General features: G+C 71.9%; 23 protein-coding genes. 15 read left to right on the forward strand and 8 right to left on the reverse strand.

Going from position 1 to position 21,411, the window contains the following annotated elements; all coding sequences use genetic code 11:
* Window positions 1–29: 29 nt before the first annotated feature.
* Window positions 30–1,535 (forward strand): cryptochrome/photolyase family protein, encoded by a 1,506-nt coding sequence (locus ACFVS6_RS11615; RefSeq protein WP_389702877.1) that lies wholly within the window; start codon window positions 30–32, stop codon window positions 1,533–1,535.
* A 30-nt stretch (window positions 1,536–1,565) separates the two neighbouring features.
* On the opposite strand, the gene ACFVS6_RS11620 is transcribed toward ACFVS6_RS11615, so the two are convergent.
* On the reverse strand, window positions 1,566–1,901 hold the full coding sequence (locus ACFVS6_RS11620) for a hypothetical protein (protein WP_389702879.1): 336 nt from the start codon (window positions 1,899–1,901) through the stop codon (window positions 1,566–1,568).
* Between the two features lie 132 nt (window positions 1,902–2,033).
* The gene (locus ACFVS6_RS11625; protein WP_389702881.1) at window positions 2,034–2,624 is read right to left on the reverse strand and encodes a DinB family protein; all 591 of its coding nucleotides are present in this window, start codon (window positions 2,622–2,624) and stop codon (window positions 2,034–2,036) included.
* Between the two features lie 201 nt (window positions 2,625–2,825).
* Here ACFVS6_RS11625 and ACFVS6_RS11630 point away from each other — a divergent pair, with 201 nt between their 5' ends.
* Entirely contained in the window at window positions 2,826–3,173 is a 348-nt protein-coding gene (locus ACFVS6_RS11630) for a VOC family protein (protein ID WP_389702882.1), read from the forward strand.
* Window positions 3,174–3,242: 69 nt separating this feature from the next.
* On the opposite strand, the gene ACFVS6_RS11635 is transcribed toward ACFVS6_RS11630, so the two are convergent.
* The gene (locus ACFVS6_RS11635) at window positions 3,243–5,360 is read right to left on the reverse strand and encodes an MMPL family transporter (protein WP_389702883.1); all 2,118 of its coding nucleotides are present in this window, start codon (window positions 5,358–5,360) and stop codon (window positions 3,243–3,245) included.
* A gap of 66 nt (window positions 5,361–5,426) precedes the next feature.
* Here ACFVS6_RS11635 and ACFVS6_RS11640 point away from each other — a divergent pair, with 66 nt between their 5' ends.
* Complete coding sequence (locus ACFVS6_RS11640) at window positions 5,427–5,921, forward strand: MarR family winged helix-turn-helix transcriptional regulator (protein WP_389702885.1); 495 nt, start codon at window positions 5,427–5,429, stop codon at window positions 5,919–5,921.
* 136 nt (window positions 5,922–6,057) lie between these two features.
* Here the strand turns inward: ACFVS6_RS11640 and ACFVS6_RS11645 are convergent, their stop codons facing one another.
* Together ACFVS6_RS11645 and ACFVS6_RS11650 are read right to left on the reverse strand one after the other, a co-directional pair.
* Entirely contained in the window at window positions 6,058–6,237 is a 180-nt protein-coding gene (locus tag ACFVS6_RS11645) for a DUF6480 family protein (protein WP_389702887.1), read from the reverse strand.
* A gap of 54 nt (window positions 6,238–6,291) precedes the next feature.
* Entirely contained in the window at window positions 6,292–6,828 is a 537-nt protein-coding gene (locus tag ACFVS6_RS11650; RefSeq protein WP_389702889.1) for a DUF4383 domain-containing protein, read from the reverse strand.
* Between the two features lie 421 nt (window positions 6,829–7,249).
* On the opposite strand from ACFVS6_RS11650, the gene ACFVS6_RS11655 reads away from it, so the two are divergent.
* Window positions 7,250–7,654, forward strand: coding sequence for a transglycosylase SLT domain-containing protein (locus tag ACFVS6_RS11655; RefSeq protein WP_389702891.1), 405 nt, complete (start codon window positions 7,250–7,252; stop codon window positions 7,652–7,654).
* A gap of 349 nt (window positions 7,655–8,003) precedes the next feature.
* On the opposite strand, the gene ACFVS6_RS11660 is transcribed toward ACFVS6_RS11655, so the two are convergent.
* A complete protein-coding gene (locus ACFVS6_RS11660) occupies window positions 8,004–8,420 on the reverse strand; it encodes an ATP-binding protein (RefSeq protein ID WP_389702892.1) in 417 nt (138 codons plus the stop codon).
* A gap of 67 nt (window positions 8,421–8,487) precedes the next feature.
* The gene (locus ACFVS6_RS11665) at window positions 8,488–8,841 is read right to left on the reverse strand and encodes an STAS domain-containing protein (RefSeq protein WP_389702894.1); all 354 of its coding nucleotides are present in this window, start codon (window positions 8,839–8,841) and stop codon (window positions 8,488–8,490) included.
* A 382-nt stretch (window positions 8,842–9,223) separates the two neighbouring features.
* Here ACFVS6_RS11665 and ACFVS6_RS11670 point away from each other — a divergent pair, with 382 nt between their 5' ends.
* From ACFVS6_RS11670 to ACFVS6_RS11705, 8 genes are all read left to right on the forward strand, one after another.
* Window positions 9,224–10,792: a PP2C family protein-serine/threonine phosphatase gene (locus ACFVS6_RS11670; protein WP_389702946.1), complete on the forward strand. Its 1,569-nt coding sequence runs from the start codon at window positions 9,224–9,226 to the stop codon at window positions 10,790–10,792.
* Window positions 10,789–11,871 (forward strand): B12-binding domain-containing protein, encoded by a 1,083-nt coding sequence (locus ACFVS6_RS11675; protein WP_389702896.1) that lies wholly within the window; start codon window positions 10,789–10,791, stop codon window positions 11,869–11,871. Before ACFVS6_RS11670 ends, ACFVS6_RS11675 begins: the two co-directional genes overlap by 4 nt.
* Entirely contained in the window at window positions 11,868–12,299 is a 432-nt protein-coding gene (locus ACFVS6_RS11680) for an STAS domain-containing protein (RefSeq protein WP_389702898.1), read from the forward strand. Before ACFVS6_RS11675 ends, ACFVS6_RS11680 begins: the two co-directional genes overlap by 4 nt.
* A 54-nt stretch (window positions 12,300–12,353) precedes the next feature.
* Window positions 12,354–12,848 (forward strand): MarR family winged helix-turn-helix transcriptional regulator, encoded by a 495-nt coding sequence (locus tag ACFVS6_RS11685; RefSeq protein ID WP_389702900.1) that lies wholly within the window; start codon window positions 12,354–12,356, stop codon window positions 12,846–12,848.
* 266 nt (window positions 12,849–13,114) lie between these two features.
* The gene (locus ACFVS6_RS11690; protein ID WP_389702901.1) at window positions 13,115–14,254 is read left to right on the forward strand and encodes an LLM class flavin-dependent oxidoreductase; all 1,140 of its coding nucleotides are present in this window, start codon (window positions 13,115–13,117) and stop codon (window positions 14,252–14,254) included.
* On the forward strand, window positions 14,251–14,904 hold the full coding sequence (locus tag ACFVS6_RS11695) for a CE1759 family FMN reductase (RefSeq protein ID WP_389702902.1): 654 nt from the start codon (window positions 14,251–14,253) through the stop codon (window positions 14,902–14,904). Before ACFVS6_RS11690 ends, ACFVS6_RS11695 begins: the two co-directional genes overlap by 4 nt.
* A gap of 217 nt (window positions 14,905–15,121) precedes the next feature.
* The gene (locus ACFVS6_RS11700) at window positions 15,122–15,640 is read left to right on the forward strand and encodes a hypothetical protein (protein WP_389702903.1); all 519 of its coding nucleotides are present in this window, start codon (window positions 15,122–15,124) and stop codon (window positions 15,638–15,640) included.
* Between the two features lie 220 nt (window positions 15,641–15,860).
* The gene (locus ACFVS6_RS11705; protein WP_389702905.1) at window positions 15,861–16,415 is read left to right on the forward strand and encodes a hypothetical protein; all 555 of its coding nucleotides are present in this window, start codon (window positions 15,861–15,863) and stop codon (window positions 16,413–16,415) included.
* Between the two features lie 325 nt (window positions 16,416–16,740).
* On the opposite strand, the gene fabV is transcribed toward ACFVS6_RS11705, so the two are convergent.
* Window positions 16,741–17,991 carry an enoyl-[acyl-carrier-protein] reductase FabV gene (gene fabV / locus ACFVS6_RS11710; RefSeq protein ID WP_389702907.1) on the reverse strand — a complete coding sequence of 417 codons (1,251 nt, stop codon included), beginning with the start codon at window positions 17,989–17,991 and terminating at the stop codon, window positions 16,741–16,743.
* Window positions 17,992–18,339: 348 nt separating this feature from the next.
* Between fabV and ACFVS6_RS11715 the strand changes: the two genes are divergently transcribed.
* The 3 genes from ACFVS6_RS11715 to ACFVS6_RS11725 all read left to right on the forward strand — a co-directional run bounded on the left by ACFVS6_RS11715 (window position 18,340) and on the right by ACFVS6_RS11725 (window position 21,248).
* Window positions 18,340–18,924 (forward strand): TetR/AcrR family transcriptional regulator, encoded by a 585-nt coding sequence (locus ACFVS6_RS11715; protein WP_389702909.1) that lies wholly within the window; start codon window positions 18,340–18,342, stop codon window positions 18,922–18,924.
* A gap of 71 nt (window positions 18,925–18,995) precedes the next feature.
* On the forward strand, window positions 18,996–20,384 hold the full coding sequence (locus tag ACFVS6_RS11720; RefSeq protein ID WP_389702911.1) for an MFS transporter: 1,389 nt from the start codon (window positions 18,996–18,998) through the stop codon (window positions 20,382–20,384).
* 99 nt (window positions 20,385–20,483) lie between these two features.
* Window positions 20,484–21,248: an SDR family NAD(P)-dependent oxidoreductase gene (locus ACFVS6_RS11725; protein ID WP_389702913.1), complete on the forward strand. Its 765-nt coding sequence runs from the start codon at window positions 20,484–20,486 to the stop codon at window positions 21,246–21,248.
* Window positions 21,249–21,411: the final 163 nt, after the last annotated feature.

Here is a 21,411-nt window from a genome sequence, read left to right on the forward strand (position 1 = left end):
GGACCGGCCCCTGTTGGTTGGATGGGGGCATGAGCCCCGTGCACTGGCTGTTCGGCGACCAGCTCGGCCCCCACTTCACCGCCACGGCCGCCGGTGGGACACCGAGGAACACCCGGTGGCTCCTGATCGAGTCCCGGGCCGTCTTCCGGCGGCGGCGCTTCCACCGGGCCAAGGCCCACCTGGTGCTCAGCGCCATGCGGCACCGGGCCGCAGACCTCGGTGGGAGCGCGCAGTACGTCACGGCGGAGACCTACCGGGAGGGCCTGGCGCGGGCGGCGGGCACGGATCCCGTTTCCGTGCACCATCCGACCTCGCGGGCCGCCCTCGCCCTGGTGACCTCGTTGCCGCAGGTCACGGTGCATCCGGCGCGCGGGTTCGTGGTCGGCCACCGGGAGTTCGCCGACTGGGCCGCCCGGCAGAAGGGCCGGCGGCTGCTCCAGGAGAACTTCTACGAGAACACCCGCCGCTCCCACGACATCCTGATGGACGGCGACCGGCCGGCGGGCGGCCGTTGGAACCTGGACCACGAGAACCGCGAGCCTCCGCCCCGCGGCCGGGACACCCTCGGCGCGCCGGCCCCGTACCGGCCGCGCGAGGACGAGATCGACGAGGAGGTCCGGCGGGACCTGGACCGCTGGGAACGGGAGGAGGGCATCACCTTCGTGGGCCGCGACGGCCCCCGGCTGTTCCCCGCGAGCCGCCGCGAGGCCCTGGCCGCGTTGGACCACTTCGTCAACCACCGTCTCGCGGGCTTCGGCGCCCACGAGGACGCCATGCTGGCCGGCGACCCCGTCATGAGCCACAGCCTGCTGTCCTCCTCCCTCAACCTCGGCCTTCTCGATCCGTGGGAGTGCGTGACCCGGGCGGAGGACGCCTGGCGCGCCGGGCACGTCCCGCTGAACAGCGCCGAGGGGTTCGTCCGGCAGGTGTGCGGCTGGCGCGAGTACGTGTGGCACCTCTACTGGCACCTGGGCGAGGAGTACCGGCACGGCAACGCCCTGCGGCACACGGCAGCGGTTCCCGCGTGGTTCCGGGAGCTGGACGCGGACGCGGTGGAGGCCCGCTGCCTGTCGACCGTGCTCGCGCAGGTACGGGACTCGGGCTGGACGCACCACATCCCCCGGCTGATGGTCCTCGGCAGCTTCGCCCTGCAGCGGGGCTGGAACCCGGCCGAGGTGACGGACTGGTTCCACCGGTCCTTCGTGGACGGCTACGACTGGGTGATGCTGCCGAACGTGGTGGGCATGTCCCAGTACGGGGACGGTGGGCTGATGACCACCAAGCCCTACACGTCGGGCGGGGCCTACATCCACCGGATGAGCGACCTGTGCGGCGGTTGCCGGTACCGGCCCACCGACCGCACCGGAGAGCGCGCCTGCCCCTTCACCGTCGGCTATTGGAGCTTCCTGGACCGGCACCGTGCACGGTTGGAGGGCAACCCGCGCATGGCCCGGGCCGTGAGCGGACTGGACCGGCTCGGTGACCTGGACCTGCTCGTCCGCGCTCACCGCGACGCCGGCGCGGCACCGCCCTGAGGCCCCGGGGCGACCGTCCGTCGCCCCGGGTCACTCGGGATGGGCGACGGCGTCCCGCTGCAGTTCGGCCGCCGCCAGCAGGCTCAGCTTCGGTTCCGCCTGGCGCAGCGCCTTCACGGCGTAGGCGGAGTCGACGTCCCCGGTGTAGCCGACGGAGGCCAGTCGGGAGCGGACCCAACGGGCGCGCAGCTGGGACTCGGTGGCCTCGGCGTGGGACCCGACGAGCGCGACGGCCCGTTCCAGGCCCGCGCGTTCCTCGGGCGAGGCCTCGGTCAGGGCCTGCCGCAGGGCCGACGCGACCGTGTCCGCGTCCCGGATGAGCAGCACGAAGTTGTGCTTGGTGTTCTGTCCCAGGAATCCAGTCATGTCGGCCATCGTGGCCGCCGTGTCGCGTGAACGGCAAGGGACTTGAGGATCCACAGAGGTTCGACCGGTCGGTACCGGCTCGATCACGGCTCCGGTGGTGGCCCTGCGGCGGCACGTGCGCCGGGGGCGCCGTCAGTACTTGGCGCGGGCCTCCGTGGCCGACGTCTCCAGCCTCGTCCGGTACTCCTCGTACCAGGCCTCGTCGCCACCGTCCATGTTGCTGTTGTTCTCCCGCATGCCGACCTTGCCGTCGATGAGTTCGCGGACGATGTCGGCGTGGCCGGCGTGGCGGTTCGTCTCGGCCGTCATGTGCAGCATGATGCGCTGAAGCGTCGCGTCGCCGTTGTCGCCCCACCACTCGACGTGGCCCATCGCGTCGAGCGGCAGTGCCTCGATCGTCGCGTCCGCGTGGGCCCAGGCCCGGCGGTAGAGGCCGACGATGTCCTCGCGGGACTCGTCGGCGGTCGCCCACATGTCCGCGTTGGGTTCGGATCCCTCCTCGGTCCAGGGGAGCTCTTCGTCGTGCGGGCGGCCGAAGGTCGGGCCGAAGTATCCGAGTTCGACGCCGGCGAGGTGTTTGACCAGGCCGAGGAGGTTGGTGCCGGTCGCGGTCAGGGGGCGTCGGATGTCGTACTCCGACAGGCCGTCCAGCTTCCATACGACGGCTTCGCGGGCCGCCCGGAGGTAGCGGTGCAGATCGTCCTTGGGATCGTTGGGCTTCATGGGGGCGAGTGTCGCACCACCTGACGGCAGTGGTCGCGCGGGTTTCCCGGTCGGCGTCGACGGGGGGGCGGAAAGCGGGTGCGACGAGGGGCGCTCCGTAGTACTGCTGGAGGGCCCGAAGACGTCCGATCCCCTGATCCCCTGATCCCCTGATCCCCTGATCCCCTGATCCCCTGATCCCCTGATCCCCTTGGAGTGTCGATGGCCGTTCGCCGTGTCGTGCCCAATGTCCGGTCGCAAGCCGTGCCCGAGAGCCGGGAGTTCTACGGCCTGCTGGGGTTCGAGGAAGTCATGAACCACGGCTGGATCATGACGCTCGCCTCCCCGTCGACCCCGGCGGCGCAGATCAGCTTCATGGCCGAGGACAGGACGGCGCCGGTCGTCCCCGACATGAGCGTCGAGGTCGACGACGTGGACGCGGCCTACGCGCTGGTGCGGGACAGCGGAGCGGAGATCGTCCACCCGTTGCAGGACGAGGAGTGGGGCGTGCGACGGTTCTTCGTCCGTGACCCCAACGGGCTGGTGGTCAACGTACTCGGTCACCGCTGACGCCTTCGCGCACGGGACCGCTCACCGCCGGCCCTCCGTCCTGTCGGGATGGCCGGCGGTGATCCGTCCTTACGCGGGAGGTGCCTGTCCGCCGGTCCTGGCGTGCTCGTCCCGGGCGAGGGAGCTGGGCCACCAGCTCCTCGGCCCGATGTCGATCACGAGCGCGGGGACGAGGAGGGACCGGACGACGAGGGTGTCGAGGAGGACCCCGAAGGCGACGATGAAGGCGATCTGGAACAGGAACGCGAGCGGGATGACCATGAGGGCGGCGAAGGTGGCGGCGAGGACCACGCCGGCCGAGGTGATGACGCCGCCGGTGGTGGTCAGGCCGCGCAGCACGCCTTGGCGGACTCCGTGGGTGAGGGTCTCCTCGCGGACGCGGGACATGAGGAAGATGTTGTAGTCGACGCCGAGGGCGACGAGGAACACGAATCCGTACAGGGGGACGGAGGCGTCCGTGCCGCTGAACCCGAGCAGGTGCTGGAAGACCAGCGCGGAGACCCCGAGGGTGGCCAGGAAGTTGAGGGCCACGGTGGCCACGAGCAGGACGGGCACCAGGACGGAACGCAGCAGCAGCACGAGGATCAGCAGGATGATGGCGAGGACGACGGGGACGATGACCGTCCGGTCGCGGGCCGCCGTCCGTTCGGTGTCGTACTGCTGGGCGGTGTAGCCGCCCACCAGGGCGTCGGCGCCGGGTACGGCGTGAACGCGGCTGCGGAGTTCGGCGACGGTGTTCTTGGCCGCGTCGCTGTCGGCGGCGGCGTCGAGCGTGGCGTCGATGCGGATCCTGCCGTCGACGACCAGGGGCTCGCCTCCAGCGCCCGGTCGGCCCGAGGCGGTGACGGGCGCGGCGGAGGCCACTCCGTCGGTCGCCCGGACCGCCGCTTCCACGGCCCCCGCCCGGGCCGCGTCGGCGATGATCACCGCGGGCTGGCCCGATCCACCGGGGAAGTGCTTGCCGAGGGCCTCCTGGGCCGCGACCGAGGGGGCGTCCTTGACGAAGATCTCGTCGAGGGGAACGCCCCGTGAGGTGAGCGTCGGCGCGAAGGCGGCCAGGACGACCAGGAGCAGGGTCGTCGAGACCCAGACGCGGCGCGGCGCCCGGTCGATGAGGCCCGCGACGCGACGCCAGAGCCGGTGTCCCTCCGTGGTGGCGTCGGCCGGCTTGGGCGTGGCCGGCCAGAACGCGGCGCGACCGAGGAGGACGAGTACGGCGGGCAGGAAGGTGAGGGTGGACAGGACCGCGCAGACGATTCCGATCGCGCCGACCGGGCCCAGGGCCCTGTTGTTGGTGAGGTCGCTGGCCAGGAGCGCGAGCAGTCCGAGGGCCACGGTGGCGGCGCTGGCGGTGATCGCGCCCGCCGAGCGTCGTACCGCCGCCACGGCTGCGGCCGTGCGGTCGTCGCGGGCGGCGAGCTCCTCCCGGAAGCGGGCGGCCAGCAGCAGCGCGTAGTCGGTCGCGGCTCCGATGACCAGGATGGACAGGATGCCCTGGACCTGGCCGTCGACCCTGACGACTCCGTGGTCCGCGAGGACGTAGACGACCGCGCAGGCGAGCCCGAGGGCGAACACGGCGCTGATGATGATCACGATGGGCAGTAGCAGGCTGCGGTAGACGAGCAGCAGGATCAGCAGGACGGCGCCCAGCGCGACCCCCAGCAGCAGCCCGTCGATGCCGGCGAAGGCGTCCGCGAGGTCGGCCTGGGTGGCCGCCGGTCCGGCGATCGTCGCGCTCAGTCCGGGTACGGCCCCAACGGCGGCGCGGACCTCGTCCAGGACGACGGGCAGCTCGTCGCCGAGGTCGGGGGCCAGGGGCACCACGGCCTGCAGGGCCTGACCGTCGTCGGAGCGCAGGGCGGGGGACGGCGCGGAGGCGACGCCCTTCTGCCCCGTGAGGGCGGCGACGGCGCGGCTCGCCTCCTGCTGCTGCGCGTCGGTGACGGAACTCCCCGCGGGAGCCTGCCAGACGACGATCGCGGGCACGGATTCGGAGCGCTCGAAGTCCTTGCGCGCTTCCACGACCTTGGTGGACTCGGCGCTCTGCGGCAGGAAGGCGGCCTGGTCGTTCGTGGCCACCTCGCCGAGCTTGCCCGCGTACGGGCCGAGCGTTCCGCCGATGCCGAGCCAGATCACCAGCAGCACGACGGGTACCAGCCAGCGGGCCCATCGCGGTGTGTGCGTCATGAAGGTTCTCCCCGGGTTACTCAATGACAAAGTATCTCAATGATCGAGAGATCATATGCTGGTGCCATGCGAAGCGCCGACACGCCCCTGCCCGTACTTCCGTGCGACGACCCGATCGGATTGCAGTCCTTCGCCGTTCTGCTGCGTGGGATGAACGCCGAGTTCAACCGCATCGCCCAGGAGTTCGCCCACGCCCAGGGACTGCACCTGACCGACGTGCAGGCGCTCATCGCGGTGCTCGACGCCGAGCACGAGGAGGACGCGGGGCCGATGACGCCCGGGCGTCTGGGCGCGCGGATGAACCTGACGTCCGGCGCGGTGACGGCGTGCCTCGACCGACTGGAGAAGGCGGGTCACGTCCGCCGGGTGCGCGCGGCCGACGACCGGCGCGTGGTGCACGTCCACTACGCGCAGGCGGGCCGGGAGGCGGCGCGCGAGTACTTCCGCCCGCTGGCCACCTCCACCGACGCCGTCCGCGCCCGGTTCGACGCCGAGGAACTGCACGTCGTCGTCCGCTTCCTGGCCGAGCTGAACCGCAACCTCGCCCTCGTGCGGCGCTGAACGCGGGCGGTAGCGGCACGACCTCGGGTGCGCGACTGCCGGTGCGGTCACGGCTGTCGCGTACGGAACCGCGATCGGCCGGTCGGCCGCGTGGCACTCGACCGGCCGATCACGGCTGCGGTGCCCGGAGTTCCGGTCACCAGCCCCAGATCCGGGCGATGAAGAACCCGGCGATCATCAGGGCCCCGATCACGATGAGGAACACGAACAGCCCCGGGTGCTCCCACAGGCCCCCGTCCGCCCGCTCGGGATGCGCCGACGCGGTCGAACCCTCCGCCGGCGGCGTCTCACCCGGCGGCACTCCGACTGTGGACATGGCTCCTCCACCTTTCGACTGGCTGATCATGCGGTCGCGGCACTCACGAGGGCCTCATCGACCGGGCAGGTGCGCATCGAGGGTCGTGAGGGCCGACCGGGGCTCCCGGCCGGCCGGGCCACCGGCGGCCCGTGCGGGGTGGCGCTTCTGCCAGTAGGGATTGTCGTGGGGCAGGCCTCCGCTGACCCGGCCGTACATGCCGAAGGTCATGACCAGTAGTCCCATCAGGAAGCTGAAGATCACGTTCGTCATGCCGAAGTCGAGGATGTTGCCCGACCTCCCCAGGAGGAACAGGTGGACGAATCCACTCAGCACGAACAGCACGCCGACGCAGATGTTGACCGTCGACGCGAAGTTCCCCCCGATCAGCGCGGCAACGATCAGCAACAGCCCGACGAGCACCGAGATGGTGCTGAGCAGCCCGTTGGTGGACATCCCGGCGACGCTTCGCCCCGCGGTGTCGAAGGCGGACAGGCTGTCGGCGAAGCCCAGGCAGCCGAATGCGAGCAGGAGGAGTCCGCACAGCGCGGCACCGATCCGGTGGACCCGATTGAGGGGATGGTCGACCGGGAGTTCGTCTCGCAGGTTCATCGGCACTCCTACGGATCATGACTCGGGTCCCGAGGGAACCAGAGTGACGAACCGACCGAATCGCGACAAGTTGCAGTGTTTGTGCATCGGATTCGGACACCTCCGGGGTGAGCCGTCCCATAGGACCCACGTCACGTACGACCCGGGATAGTGGACCCGAAAGGCCCGACACGGCTCCCGCGCCGGGCCCCCACCTGCACCGACACCCTCGCACGCGCCGACGGGTCAAGGATCCCCTTCTGCGAGGGCGGCTAGTAATCGGGCTCGTTGCCAGGCCGGTGGGGCGTCGGTAGAACTGGATGAGTCGCCGGGCGGCCCGGGTGCTTCACCCGCCGCCGACGAACCCCTCTCCACCGCGTGAGTGGCTCACGCACGCCTTCGGCGTGCGGCGACCGCCCTGTCCCCTTCGAAAGGTGCATCCGTGTCCAACACCGTCATCCGCCGCATCACCGCCTCGAAGAAGGCCCTCGCGGGCACCGTCGTCGCCCTCGGCGTCGCCGGCTCCATGCTCGCCACGGTCCCCGCCCAGGCGGCACCGATGAGCGCCAAGGCGGTCGCCCAGCAGATGATCAAGGACCCGGCACAGTTCGCGGCGTTCAACAACATCGTCTCCCGCGAGAGCGGCTGGAACCACACCGCCACGAACTCCTCCTCCGGCGCCTACGGCCTCGTCCAGGCCCTCCCGGCCTCCAAGATGTCCTCGGCCGGCTCCGACTGGAAGACCAACCCCGCCACCCAGATCAAGTGGGGCCTGGACTACATGAACTCCCGCTACGGCAGCCCCGTCGGCGCCTGGAACTTCTGGCAGACCCACCACTGGTACTGAGCCACCGGCGGACCCCGAAACACACGCCCACGCACAGACACACGCACGCTCGGCCGGAACCCCGGCTGGGCGTTTTTGCGTTACGGGACCACCGCCACGCGGTGACAGCGAGCAGCCACTGGACGACGGCCCGTACGCCAAGGCGGCCGCGCGCGCCCCGTCCCTCGGCCGTTGCCGCCGGCCGGTACGACACCATCGCCCTCCGGGACCTGCGCCTCGACCCCGCTCGCACCGCGCAGGGGATCGCCGCACTGCCGCGGAGCCGGCCCACCACCACTTGACGTCGACCGCGACCTGACGTCGACCGGTGCGGGCTCCGACCGGGCCGCGGGCTCATCCCGGAAGTCGGTCAGGTGAGGCGTACGACGACGGTGATGGTCTTGCCGTCGGTCAGAGGGGTGATCTCGACCCGTTCGGCGAGGCGTTGGATCAGCGGCCAGCCGAACCCTCCCGGGTGATCGGGTTCGGCCGTGCGCGCGAACGGGACGTGGGGGTTCGCGTCGCTCACGGACAGGTGGAGGGCGCCGTCCGCGGTGCCGGTGCGGAAGCGGGTGATGCCCCCGCCGTGGCGGATCGCGTTGGTGACGAGTTCCGAGGTGACGAGGAGGGCGTCGGCGGCCGTGACGCCGTCGAGGCCGATACCCGCCTGCCCCAGGAGCTCGGCAACGGCGTGCCGGGCACCGGCCGGGGTGACCTCGGCCTGCGCGGGGTCGTCCCTCCGGACCGTGGCGCCGGAAGGTCCGCCCGCCGTTGTGGGCAGGTTCATACCGACATCGCCTGCCCTTGATTGTGACGAACACGTCGTTTCGAGGTACTTCGGTGGAGCGGAATCCTCAGCATGTCATCGCGGTCTCCAGGCTGTCCGTCATACGGAAGGCCCTCCCCGATCCGGTGACGTCGAACAGGCGGCGGACGACCGGCTGGAGGGGGCCGGCGAGAACGAGCACCAGTCCCGCCGCGGCGTGGGCCTTCTGGGCCTGCAGCAGGGCGTGGAGGATGGCGGAGTCCGCGAAACAGGTTCCGGACAGGTCGACCACCGTCCGGTCGGCGCCACTTGTCGCGGCTTCGCCGAGGGCTCGGGATGCCGCGGGTGCGCTGTCGTCGTCGAGGTCGCCGTGGAGGTGGACCACGGTGATGCCTTCGCGTCTGGTCACGGTGACCACGGCTTCGTTCTCGTCTCCAGTCATCCCGACATTCTGCAACACCCCGAACCGGGGCCCGCACCGGCGGCTCGCTACCCGGGGTCAACGAAGAGGTGCGGCACGGCAGTCGAATGTCGGTTTGGTGGTGACCGTCACCGTGGGACGAATCACCTCGCGGACGCGGGGAGCGTCGGCGCGACGCACGTGCGGTACGGGACCGCGCCGCACGGGGCGCGGTTGCCAAGGGAGTGGTTCATGAAGGATGGTTGCCTGAGGGCAAGAATTTTCTTCTAGGCAATCGAGGTGAGGGGTTCGCGCAGCGGACCTTCAACGTTTGGTGAATCTCGCCCAGGCAATCCCTTCGACCGCACCCGGCTTCCCGTGGAGTGAGGCCCCCTACCCCGTGCTCGTAGCGGACGCCCGGTCCATGGTGGTGTTCGCCAACGAGGCGGCAGGGCTGGTCCTCCCCGGGGCGCGCCCGGGAGCGGCGTTGGCGGACGCCGTACCGACATGGCTGTCCTCCGCGCACGCGCGGCACCTGCATCCCGATCCCGCGCCCCTCCCACCCGACTCCGCCACGGACCGGAGCGTCCAGGGCCAGGTCGGGGAACGCGCCTACGAGGCGCACCCCTCGGCGGCCGACGACGGAACGGTCGTGTGGTGGCTGGTCGATGACACGGACCACCGCCTGGCCCGCGAGGCGCTGCGGATGGAACGGGAGCGCACCGCCTTCCTCACCAAGGCGTCCAACCTGCTCCTCTCCTCCCTCAATCTGGAGCGGTGCATGGACGTCACGGCGCAGATGGCCTCCGAGCACCTCGCCGACGCGGCGCTGGTGATCGCGCCGGCCACCGGACCCGAGTTGCCGGTGGTGACCTGCCTGCGGGGCGGGGCGCCGTGGTCGTCCCGCGTGGCCGGAGCGCCCGATGAGGTGCCGGGGCTGGGTGAGGCCCTCCAGGGCTTCCCGCCCGTGCCGTCCCGCTGGATCGATCCGTCCGCCGCTCCGTCCTGGCTCATCCCGGAAGGCTTCGGGGAGGTCGGGTCGATCGTGATCACCCCGCTGCCGGGGCACGGCGTGCCCGCGGGCGCGCTGATCCTGTTGCGCGGAACTGAGAGTTCCGCTTTCACGGAGGCCGAGGAGGTCTTCGCCCGACTCTTCGCCGCCCGGGCGGGCGCCGCGATGTCTGCGGCCCGGTTGTACGCGGAGCAGGCATCGATCACCGAGACGCTGATGCGGGAGCTGCTGCCGCCGTCCCTGCACCACGTCTCCGGCGTGGAGTACGCGGGCGGCTACCGGCCCGCCCAGGACCACGAGCGCATCGGCGGCGACTTCTACGACGTCCACCCCTCCAGCGTGGAGGGTGAGGCCTCGCTCGTCGTCCTCGGGGACGTGTGCGGCAAGGGACTTGAGGCAGCCGTGATGACGGGGAAGATCCGCAACACCCTGCACGCCCTGCTGCCGATGGCGGACGACCACCAGCGGATGCTGAGCCTGCTCAACACGTCGCTGCTGAACACGCACAACGCCCGCTTCGCGACCATGGTGCTGGCCTCCGCCGCCCGCGAGGGCAACACCGTGAAGCTGCGTCTGACCAGTGCGGGTCATCCCGCCCCGCTGATCGTGCGGGCCGACGGCGGTGTCGAGGAGGCACCCACGCAGGGCACCCTGGTCGGCGCGCTGCCCAACGTCTCCGCCGAGACGGTGCCGGTGACCCTGGCACCGGGCGAAACGTGCGTGTTGTACACCGACGGGATCACCGAGGCGCGCGGAGGTCCGCTGGGCGGCTCCATGTTCGGTGAGGTCCGGCTGCGCCGGGCGCTCGCCGAGTGCGCCGGGATGCCCGCGGAGGCCGTCGTCGAGCGGGTCCAGATGCTCGCGTCCCAATGGGTGGGGACCGGCCGCCACGACGACATGGCCGTCGTCGTCATCTCGGCCCCACGCACCAACCACCTGAGCGCGGTGAACGGGCACACACGGGGCAGGTTCACCGCATGACCATGGACCTCGCGAAGCCCCCGCCCCTCGAAGACCTGGCGGAACGGCTGTGGCAGGCCGTGCGTCGGGGCGACGAGCAGGTCGCGGCCGCGACGGTCCGTCGGGCGCTCGACGAAGGGGCGGATCCGGAGGACGTCCTGCTCGACGTGATCGCCTCGGTCCAGGGTCGCGTCGGTGCGGAGTGGGCCGCCAACAGGATCAGCGTCGCCCAGGAACACTCGGCCACGGCGATCAACGACCGGGCGGTGGCGCTCGTCGCCCTGCACCCGGCCGCGCGCACCGAGCCGGTTCGCGGTCGCATCGCGGTGGCCTGTGTGGACGGCGAGTGGCACGGCCTGCCGGCCCGTCTGCTGGCCGAGGTGCTGCGCCTGCGGGGGTGGCGGGTCGACTACCTCGGCGCCCAGGTCCCCACGCACCACCTCGTCGCGCACATCCACCGGACGGGGCCCGACGCCGTCGCCCTCTCCGGTTCGATCGCCACCAGGCTCCCCACCGCCCACGCGACGATCACCGCCTGCCAGGCCACCGGCACACCCGTACTCGTGGGCGGAGCGGCCTTCGGGACGGACGGACGGTTCGCCCGCCTCCTGGGGGCCGACGCCTGGGCGCCCGACGCCCGGACGGCCGCCGACGACCTGGCCCGGCGGCCATTGCCGCGCCCGCAGCCGGACCACCAGCCGATAGACGACCTCCCCCACCTGAGCGATCAGGAGTACACGCTCGTCACCCGCAGCCGTCCCCAACTCGTCCAAGCCGTCTTCGCCTCGCTGGAGGACGCCTACCCGGCGATGCGCGAATACGACGAGTTGCAGAGGGAACGCACCGCCGAAGACCTCTCCCACATCGTGGAGTTCCTGGCCACCGCCCTCTACACCGACGACGAGGACCTCTTCCGCGGGTTCCTCGTATGGACCGCGGACGTGCTCGCCGCCCGTGGCGTGCCCGCGAACAGCCTCCTGCCCGCGCTGGAACTCCTCGGCCGCGAGCTGAAGGACTTTCCCCGCGCCGCCGGCATCCTGCGATCCGGCTCCGCCCGCCTGACCCGTACCCTTCTCACCGCCGCCGGGACCCACCAATGACCAGCACGCCCTCCAACGGACTCCACCTGACGTACTTCGACGCCCACGACACCGTGCGCATCGAGTTGCGCGGCGACCTCGACCGTCACTGCAGTGACGTCCTCCTGGACGCGGTCGGCGGCGTGCTGGCGAAGTCGGTCGGCCTGCGCGGACTGCGTCTGGACTGCACGAACCTCGCCACCGTCGACGCGACCGGGCTGTCGACGCTGCTGATGATCCGGCGACGTACCGACGCGGCGGGCGCACGCCTCCACCTCGACCACCGACCCGCGCGACTGGAGCGCATGCTGAAGGTGACCGGTACCCTTGACCACCTCACCGCACCGGAGGCAGGAGGCCACTCCGGATCCTCCGCGGAGCCGAGACCATCCGCCGCATCGGAGGAATCCATACCGGCCCGCTCCACCAGCCCGGACACCAGCAGCTGAACCACTCACGCGCTGACCCGACGCCCGGCGAACCGCTCGTGTGAGGAAACGCAGATGCCCGTACCGGCCCCGCTCCCCCGGCCGCACAGCGGCGACCACGACGCAGCCGGCTCCGTCAGCGACATCGTCGAACTCCTCGACGTCATGTGGGAGAGCGCCCGCCAGGGCACCACCACCGGCCCGGCGTCCACGTCCCAACTGCGCCTCATGTACGTGGTCGGCCGCCAACCAGGCATCCGCATGCGCGCCTTGGCCCACCTCCTCGACGCCGCCGCGCCCTCCGTCACCCGACTGTGCGACCGGCTGGAAGCCATCGGGTTCCTCGCCCGTCACCCCTGCCCCGGCAACGGCCGGGAGCTCACCCTCAAGCTGACGGCCGCCGGGGAGGAGCACCTGGCGCAGATAAGGGAGCGCCGTGAGCAGAGGCTCTCCCACGCCCTCGCCTTCATGACCGCCGACCACCGGCAGGCCCTGGCCACCGGCCTCGGCGCCCTGCGCCTGAGCATCGACGCGACGACGGACTTCCCCAGGCAGCAGCCCTCCGTCTGATCCCGGCCGATGGCGGCCGATCCCGTTCGGGGCCGTCCCGTTTGGGCCGACCCCGTCCGACCGGCCCGATCCGGCCCGTCCGATCCGGCCCCACCCCATCCCGTACGGTCCGATCGGGCCCCGCCCGGTCGCCCCGTCGCGCCCGTGTGTCCGGGACTGCCGCCCGGAACGGCTACCCGGGACGGCTGCTCGCTGCGGGAATAGCTTCCGCGCGCCTTCCGTTACGGCGTATAGTTGAATCATCAACCATCCCGGGAAGGGGAGCCATGCAGTTCGGAATCTCCACCGTCGGTGACGTCACGCCCGATCCGACGACCGGACGCACGCCCGGTGAGCACGAGCGCATCAAGGCCATGCTCGCCATCGCGCAGAAGGCCGAGGAGGTCGGCCTCGACGTCTTCGCCACCGGCGAGCACCACAACCCGCCGTTCGTCCCCTCCTCGCCCACGACGATGCTCGGTTACGTCGCCGCCCGCACCGAGAACCTGATCCTCTCGACTTCGACGACCCTGATCACCACGAACGACCCGGTGAAGATCGCCGAGGACTTCGCGATGCTCCAGCACGTCGCGGACGGCCGCGTCGACCTGATGATGGGCCGCGGCAACACCGGCCCGGTCTACCCCTGGTTCGGCAAGGACATCCGTGACGGCATCGACCTCGCCATCGAGAACTACGCGCTGCTGCGCCGACTCTGGGACGAGGATGTCGTCACCTGGAAGGGCAAGTTCCGTACGCCGCTGCAGTCCTTCACCTCGACCCCGCGCCCGCTGGACGGCGTCGCTCCGTTCGTGTGGCACGGTTCGATCCGCTCGCCCGAGATCGCGGAGCAGGCCGCCTACTACGGTGACGGCTTCTTCCACAACAACATCTTCTGGCCGCCCTCCCACACCCGGCAGATGGTGGACCTGTACCGCCGGCGCTACGCCCACTACGGGCACGGCACGCCGGAGCAGGCCATCGTCGGTCTCGGCGGACAGGTGTTCCTGCGCAAGAACTCGCAGGACGCGGTGCGCGAGTTCCGCCCCTACTTCGACAACGCTCCGGTCTACGGCCACGGCCCGTCCCTGGAGGAGTTCACCTCGCAGACACCGCTGACGGTCGGATCACCGCAGGAGGTCATCGAGCGGACCTTGTCCTTCCGGGACTACGCCGGGGACTACCAGCGTCAGCTGTTCCTGGTGGACCACGCGGGACTGCCCCTGAAGACGGTCCTGGAGCAGCTCGATCTGCTCGGCGAGGAGGTCGTGCCGGTGCTGCGCAAGGAGTTCGCGAGTCTGCGCCCGGCCGGCGTGCCGGACGCGCCGACCCACTCCGCCCGCGTGGCGGCGGCGGCCCGGGAGACCGCGAAGGACCCGAAGACCACCAACCGCACGGACGGCACGAAGGAGGGGACGCGGGCATGAAGCTCATCGTCGTATCGGCGGGGCTGAGTTCACCCTCCTCGTCACGGCTGCTCGCCGACCGACTCGCCGCCGAGACCCTCGGCCGGGTGGACGCCGAGTCCGAGGTCATCGAGCTGCGGGAGCTCGCGACGGAGATCGCGCAGCACTTCGTCACCGGGTTCCCGCCCGCCCGGCTGGCGGCCGCACTGGACGCGGTGGCGGCCTCGGACGGCCTTATCACCGTGACGCCGGTGTTCGCGGGTTCGTACAGCGGGCTGTTCAAGTCGTTCTTCGACCTCCTGGACAAGGACGCCCTGACCGGGAAGCCGGTACTCATCGGCGCGACCGGTGGAACGGCCCGGCACTCGCTGGTCACCGAACACGCGCTGCGCCCGTTGTTCACCTACCTCCGGGCGCTCGTCCTGCCGACCGCCGTGTACGCGGCGTCGGAGGACTGGGGCGACGAGGGACTGGCGCAGCGGATCGCCCGTGCGGGTGCGGAACTGGCCCGGTTCGTGGCGCCCGCCCCTCGGCAGGCCACCCCGGACGTCGACACCACCGCCGCGGTCGCTCCCCGTTCGCTGACCGGGGCGATCACGTCGGTGGATCCGACGGGCGGCTTCGAGCCGGTGCCGTTCGAGCAGCGGCTGGCCGCGCTGGGGGCCGGGTAGTCGCCCACCGCGCGGGAACCGCCCTCACCCCGCCCCGGCCGCCCCTGGTGACGGCCGGGGCGGGGCTGCGCCGATCGGTTGCGCCGGCAGTACCGTTCGGCCGAGTCGCTTGCTCCAAACCGCTGACATTTGTCCGACAATCCGCCCGTCGCGCGCTGCCGACGGCGCGAGTGGCCGAGGCTCCGCTGGTTGAGCACAACGACCCCAGGAGCTACGGATGAACGCGGTACCCATGATCATGCGACGGTTGCGGCCGGTGGCCGTTCTCGCCGTGCCCCTCGCCCTCGGCCTCGCCACGATCGCTGCTCCTGCCGCAGTCGCCGCCCCGGGCACCGACTCGGTGCACGCCCCCTCCGACGGGCCGCGCGGGCCCCAGGGCCCCAAGGGGCCCAAGGGCGACCGCGGGCCGGCGGGTCCCGCCGGACCTGCCGGGCCGTGCGTCGACATCGCCGTCGTGGCCGGAGCCACCGCCGGCAGCGAGTACAGCGCCGCCCTCACCCGCGGCAAGACCTTCGTCGGCTACCGCCCCACCCTCACGGGCGCCTACACCTGGCGCGACCTGACCCTCCCGGTCACCCCCGGCTACCCGCGCAACACCTGCAGCGTCGGCGTGAAGCTCGCGGGCGAGCGCGTCTACGTGAAGGTCCTCACGACGACAGGCGACGTCTACGAGACCTCCTGCACGGCCCCCGCCCTCAGCTGCACCCTCGGATGGACGGCCGTCATCAAGCCTTGACCCACGGGCCCTCGGGCCGTGCCCCCGTCGTGAGTGCGATCGGCTCGGCGGGGGCCGGCGCGCCGGGTCGGAACACCCCGCATCCACCGGGCACGGGCCGTGGGATGCGGGGCGTTCCGACCCGGCGCGCAGCATCAACGCGCATGCGGGTACGGTTCCCCGGCCCGACTGCCGGGTACGACGCCCTCGGACGGATGATCGAGGTGCCGGGGGGCGTCGCGTGGGACGGACGGGACGGCCCTGGTTGTGGCGGGGGCTCGGCGGAGTCGCCGTGCTGTGGCTCGCGGGGAGCCTGGCCGTGCTCTGGCTCCTGTTCGGCGCCCGACTGGGCGCGCTGACGGGCATCACGGGGCCGACCGGTACCTTCGCGGTCGCCGACTGTCACGGCGGGCTTGAGCAGACCGCCACCCAATGCCGGGGCACGTACACGCCGTACTCCGTACCCTCGACCCGCGGTGGGCCCGCGGCGCGGGCCGCGCGGCTCCACTCCCCCGCCGACGAGCACCGCCCCGGTACCCGGCGGCACGTCCGACTCGTCGGGGGCCGGGCCTTCGAGCCCTCCCCGTTCGCCGCCGCCGAAAACGTGACGTTCGCCGTCTGGGCGGCGGCCACCCTCGGCCTGCCCGGCCACTGGCTGCTCGCCTCCGTCCGCCGGGGCCGCCTCCGCGACGGCGACGGCTACGTCTTCGCCTGGTTCGGCTCCTTCGTGGGCGGCATCGCCCTCGGCATCCTCAGCCTCCCGGTGGCATGGCTCCTGGCGACCGTCCGGGGATAGGAAGGCCGCGGGACCTCCCCGCCCGGCTCCCCCAACGGAGGCCGGATCGTCCGCCGTTGGGGCCGCAGGCCCCTCAGGCAGCGTGACCGACCTTCCGGCGGAGATCCGGTCGCGTTGCCGGCCGTGCGGTCGGCGCCGGGCGGATCGCTTCGCCGGCCGGGGGCCGGGGGCCTTCCGGCGCCCGCTCCCTGCCCCGGCCGCCACTCGCCACTTGCCACTTGCCACTCGCCACTCGCTGCCGCCCGCCGACCGGCGCCCGGCGGAAACCCGGGCGTCTCACCTCCGCGCCGGAATCGAGACCTCCGCTACGCCGCTCCGGCGGGTGTCAGGAAGTGTGGTCGGGCCAGGGGATGTCGGTGGCCACCTGCGCCGTGTAGTCGACGCCGGGCACGGAGAATCCGTAGAGGCGCCGGACCTCGGCGCGGAACCAGTCCAGGTCGGCCAAGCCCGCGATGGTGTCGGTGGTGGCGCTCTCCCAGCGTTCGGCGACGGCCGCCTGCACCTGGTCGGTCAGTTCGAAGGCGTCCAGCCGGATCCGGCCCTCGTCGTCCAGGGCGAGCGGAGCGACGCCGGTGAGCTGGTCCCACAGGACGGCGAGTTGCCGGATCGGCGGGACGAGGTCCTCTCCCAGGACACCCCGCAAGAGGCCCGTGTAGAGGGCGATGCCGGGGATCGCGGTGGACGACTGGGTGACAGCCGCGCCGTTGACGGAGGTCACGGCCCGCCCTCCCAGCATCTTTTCGAGCCGCTCGTTCAGGGTGCGGGCGGTGGCCTCCAGGTGCTCCTTGGCCGCGCCGATGGTGCCCTGTCGGTAGAGAGCAGCCGTCAGTGAGGAACCGATGTAGGACAGCGCCGCGGTGGCGAACCCGTCGGCCAACAGCCCCCGCCCGGCCAGGTGGTCGATCCAGCGTTCCCAATCCGCGCCGCCCATCACGGCCACGGTCTGCCGCACGTCGTCGCCCTCGGCCGGCGCGGTCTCCACCTCGCGGACCTCGGGAACACCCTCGTCGTCGAAGGCGAGGGTCTTGGTCCGGTTGGCCAGACCGATCGGCTTGAGCACCGAGGCGTACGTGGCACCGGTATCGGGGTCGGTGCGGCGGGGCGCGGCGACCGAGTAGATCAGGTAGTCCAGGCGACCGCCGAAACGCTGCTCGACGAGGTCGGCGACCTGGTCCTTCATCGAGTCGGTGAACGCGTCACCGTTGAGGAAGACCAGGTCCCGCCCCGCGGCGCGGGCGATGTCGGCGGTGGCGGCGGTGCGGTACCAGCCCGCCGTCGCGGTGCGCCGCACGGTGGGGGCCTTCTCGAAGGACACCGCGATACCGCGGATGCCGGCGCGCTTGAGTCCGGCGAGCGTGGCCGCGAGACCGTATCCGGCGGAGGAGCCGATGACCAGCGCGACCGGTCCGTCCCCCTCCGGAACGCCGGCGGGCGCGGGTGCCGGGGCGGGGGTCTGAACGGGGGCCGGGTCGGGGCACGCCTGCCACATGTCGGCCACCAATTGCCGGCAGCCGACCGGGTGGGAGTCGAGGAAGAGGAAGCCCCGGTTTCGGGGGGTGAGAACGCGATCGGTCACGATGACAGTCCTTGGGTCGGCCGGGTCACGGACGCGGCGACCAACCCGGCCGACCGCGCCCTGCCAGTCTGTGACAGCTTCCCCGCGCAGGGTGACCCCGCCGGCGACAACGATCACGCTCCGGACTTGGAGTGTTTCCACCAGTGCTCATGACAGCCGCAACGCACCGCGCGGCACTGGGCGCCCGGGCGCCGGTGATGGTCCCCGCAGGGTTTGCGGCGTGGCCGGGACCGTCCTGGACGGCGTCGGTCGACCTGGGGAACCCGGGGCGGGGCTGCGGACACCTGCTCCGCGAGCCGACCCCGAAGATATTTGACCGATCGTTTCACTATCACCTATGGTTTCAACGTGGCCAGGACCAAGGAATTCGACCCCGACGCCGCACTGCAGTCAGCTCTGGAGCTGTTCTGGCAGCGCGGCTACGAGGCGACTTCGATGGCGGACCTCGTCGAGCACCTGGGCATCGGGCGCGCCAGCATCTACGCCACGTTCGGCAACAAGCACGAGCTGTACCTGAAGGCGCTGGACCGGTACAACGAGCACCGCGACTCCGGCCTGCTGGGCGAACTGTCCCAGCCGGGCCCCGCACTGCCCTCCGTTCGCACGGTGGTGCGCCGCTTCGCCGCCGAGGCGAACTCCGACGACCGGCGCCTGAAAGGGTGTTTCGTCACCAACACGGCCGCCGAGCTGGGCGCGCACGACGCGGCGGCGGCCCGGCGGGTCGAGGCGAGCTGGGACCACGTCGAGACCCTGCTGCGCTCGGCACTGATGCGGGCGCAGGCACAGGGCGAGCTGCCCTCGGACCGCGATCCGCGCGCGCTCGCACGGATGCTGCTGGTGCTGATGCAAGGCCTGCGGGTGGTCGGCAAGGCGTCGGACGACCCGGGCCGGGTGCGTGACGCCGCCGAGCAGGCGCTGAGGTTGTTGGACTGAGCAACACCCCCTACGAGGGGATTCACGCATGCCCGAATTATGGAACGTACGGTCAAATATCAGGGGGAGAAATGTTCGGTACCCAGAACTCGAAAACCGCGACCGCTGCCGGCCCGCCGGGCCCCGCGCCCGGGCTCCTCCGCGGCCCCGCGCCCGGCCCCGCCTTCGCGCTGCTCGGCGCCGTGCAGATGGCGCTGATCTTCACGCTCACCTCCCTCGTCGTGCCGCTCCCCCGGATCGGCCGCGAGTTCTCCCTCGACCGGGACGACCTGATCCTCCTCAGCTCCGCATACGGGCTGACCTTCTCCGGACTGTTGCTCTTCGGCGGGCGCGTCGCCGACCGTTTCGGTGGGCGTCGGGCCCTCACCGCCGGGTTGCTCCTGTTCGCCGCGGCGTCGCTGGCCGCGCTGCTCGCCCCGGGCGCTCCGACCCTGCTCGCCGCCCGCTTCGCGCAGGGCGCCGGCGCCGCGCTCACCGCCCCCGCCGCGATGGCCGTACTGCGCGCGGTCTTCCCCCACCCCGCCGCGTACGGCAGGGCGATGGCCACCTGGGGCGGGCTCTCGGTCCTCGGCGCGACCGCGGGGAACCTGCTCTCCGGAGTCATCTCGACGCTCGCGTCCTGGCGGTCGGCCCTGGCCGTCCCGGTGGTCGTGGCCGCCGTCGCCCTCGCCCTGGCACCGCGTCTGCTGCCCCCGACCCGGGCCGGCACGGACCGTTCCCTGGATCTGCCGGGCGCGCTGCTCGCCACGGCCGGGATCAGCCTGGCCGGTTACGGCCTCGTCCTCACCGACGCCCACCCCTGGGGATCGTCGGCCGTCGCGGCTCCCCTGCTCACCGGGTCCGCCCTCCTCGTCGGATTCCTGATCGTCGAGCGCCGCGCCCACGACCCGCTGCTCCCCCTCGGGTTCCTCCGGGACCGCCGCCGCGCCCTCGCGCTCACCGCCATCGGTCTGATCGCCGCCGGGACCGCCACCACGTTCGTCCTGCTCTCGCTCCACCTCCAGCAGGACCGCGGCTGGTCCGCGCTCCAGACCTCCGCCGTCTTCGTCCCCTTCGCGGTGGCACTGATCGCCTCGGGCCGCGCCGCGGGCCCGCTCATCGCCCGGTACGGGGCGCCGGCCGTCACCACCTCCGGGCTCGCGGTCGCCGCGACGGGCCTCGCGCTGCTCGCGCTGACCGGGCTATCGCCCCACACGCCCTACGCGCACGGACTCCTCCCCGGCCTGCTCCTGTTGCCGGTCGGCGTGGCCGCGGGCTTCGCGGGCGCCGCGGTCCTCGCGACGGACGGGGTGGAGCCGCAGCAGACCGGACTCGCGGGCGGCGTCATGAACACCGCGATGGAACTCGGCCCGACCGTCGTCCTCGCGGCCCTGCTCACCCTCGGCTCCGACGCCACGTCACTCGCCGCGACGGCAATCGCCTTCGCCGTCGCCGCAGCCCTCAACACCCGCACGAAATAACCGAGTACCGGACCAACCGGCCACCCAAGTAACAGGCCAACCGAGTAACCGGGTAACCGCCGAACGGGCGGCTACCGACCGACCAAGGGAGTCATCACCATGACCGCACGCTTCACCGGCAAGACCGTCCTCATCACCGGGGCGGGTTCCGGCATCGGCCGGGCCGTCGCCCTCGCCTTCGCCGCCGAGGGGGCCTCGGTGGTCGTGGCCGGACGTACCGCCGCACCGCTCGACGAGACGGTCTCCCTGATCGAGAAGGCGGGCGGTACGGCAGCCGCGGTCACCGCGGACGTGACCCGCTCCGACGACGTCCGGACCCTCGTCCGCCGTACAGTCGAACTGTTCGGCAGCCTTGATGTCGCCGTCAACAACGCCGGCGTCTTCCGGGGCGGCGCGCCCATAGCCGACCTCCCCGAGGAGGACTGGCGCACCCTGCTCGACATCAACGTCACCGGTGTGCTCCTCAGCCTCCAGGCCGAGGTCGCCCGGATGCGCGACCAGCCGACCGGCGGCGCGATCGTCAACATCTCCTCCAACCTCGGCTCGCACACCCGCATCCCGGGCGTGGCCGGCTACATCGCCACCAAGGCCGCGGTCTCCGCCCTGACCCGGGCGGCCGCCCTGGACCACATCTCCGACGGGATCCGCATCAACGCGGTCAGCCCCGGCGCCGCCGACACCACCATGTCGCTGTTCCCGGGCGAGACCGAAGCCGACCGTGCCGCCCGGATGAAGGGCTCGTCCCCGCTGGGGCGGGTCTCCTCCACGGAGGAGGTCGCGGCGGCCGTGCTGTACCTGGCCTCGCCGGATGCAGCTTCCGTGGTCGGCAGCGACCTGGTCATCGACGGCGGCGTATCCGCCTGACCGGTCCCCGGTCACACACCGGCCCCGGGCGCGAGGCGCGCCGTCCCTCGGTCGGATGGCGCGCCTCGCGGGAGGTCCCGGGCCCATCGATCACCTCCCGGGAGCCACGGCGCCACCCGCCCTCACTTGCGGGCGGGGGCCGGGCCACGTCGGCCGTTCCACG

The sequence above is a fragment of the Streptomyces sp. NPDC057939 genome (assembly GCF_042887545.1).
Classification (GTDB): domain Bacteria; phylum Actinomycetota; class Actinomycetes; order Streptomycetales; family Streptomycetaceae; genus Streptomyces.

Coding starts and splice junctions, on each gene's coding strand:
- ACFVS6_RS11615 (WP_389702877.1), top strand. CDS start 30: ATGAGCCCCGTGCACTGGCTGTTCGGCGACCAGCTCGGCCCCCACTTC.
- ACFVS6_RS11620 (WP_389702879.1), bottom strand. CDS start 1,901: ATGACTGGATTCCTGGGACAGAACACCAAGCACAACTTCGTGCTGCTC.
- ACFVS6_RS11625 (WP_389702881.1), bottom strand. CDS start 2,624: ATGAAGCCCAACGATCCCAAGGACGATCTGCACCGCTACCTCCGGGCG.
- ACFVS6_RS11630 (WP_389702882.1), top strand. CDS start 2,826: ATGGCCGTTCGCCGTGTCGTGCCCAATGTCCGGTCGCAAGCCGTGCCC.
- ACFVS6_RS11635 (WP_389702883.1), bottom strand. CDS start 5,360: ATGACGCACACACCGCGATGGGCCCGCTGGCTGGTACCCGTCGTGCTG.
- ACFVS6_RS11640 (WP_389702885.1), top strand. CDS start 5,427: ATGCGAAGCGCCGACACGCCCCTGCCCGTACTTCCGTGCGACGACCCG.
- ACFVS6_RS11645 (WP_389702887.1), bottom strand. CDS start 6,237: ATGTCCACAGTCGGAGTGCCGCCGGGTGAGACGCCGCCGGCGGAGGGT.
- ACFVS6_RS11650 (WP_389702889.1), bottom strand. CDS start 6,828: ATGAACCTGCGAGACGAACTCCCGGTCGACCATCCCCTCAATCGGGTC.
- ACFVS6_RS11660 (WP_389702892.1), bottom strand. CDS start 8,420: ATGAACCTGCCCACAACGGCGGGCGGACCTTCCGGCGCCACGGTCCGG.
- ACFVS6_RS11665 (WP_389702894.1), bottom strand. CDS start 8,841: ATGACTGGAGACGAGAACGAAGCCGTGGTCACCGTGACCAGACGCGAA.
- ACFVS6_RS11670 (WP_389702946.1), top strand. CDS start 9,224: ATGGTGGTGTTCGCCAACGAGGCGGCAGGGCTGGTCCTCCCCGGGGCG.
- ACFVS6_RS11675 (WP_389702896.1), top strand. CDS start 10,789: ATGACCATGGACCTCGCGAAGCCCCCGCCCCTCGAAGACCTGGCGGAA.
- ACFVS6_RS11680 (WP_389702898.1), top strand. CDS start 11,868: ATGACCAGCACGCCCTCCAACGGACTCCACCTGACGTACTTCGACGCC.
- ACFVS6_RS11685 (WP_389702900.1), top strand. CDS start 12,354: ATGCCCGTACCGGCCCCGCTCCCCCGGCCGCACAGCGGCGACCACGAC.
- ACFVS6_RS11690 (WP_389702901.1), top strand. CDS start 13,115: ATGCAGTTCGGAATCTCCACCGTCGGTGACGTCACGCCCGATCCGACG.
- ACFVS6_RS11695 (WP_389702902.1), top strand. CDS start 14,251: ATGAAGCTCATCGTCGTATCGGCGGGGCTGAGTTCACCCTCCTCGTCA.
- ACFVS6_RS11700 (WP_389702903.1), top strand. CDS start 15,122: ATGAACGCGGTACCCATGATCATGCGACGGTTGCGGCCGGTGGCCGTT.
- ACFVS6_RS11720 (WP_389702911.1), top strand. CDS start 18,996: ATGTTCGGTACCCAGAACTCGAAAACCGCGACCGCTGCCGGCCCGCCG.
- ACFVS6_RS11725 (WP_389702913.1), top strand. CDS start 20,484: ATGACCGCACGCTTCACCGGCAAGACCGTCCTCATCACCGGGGCGGGT.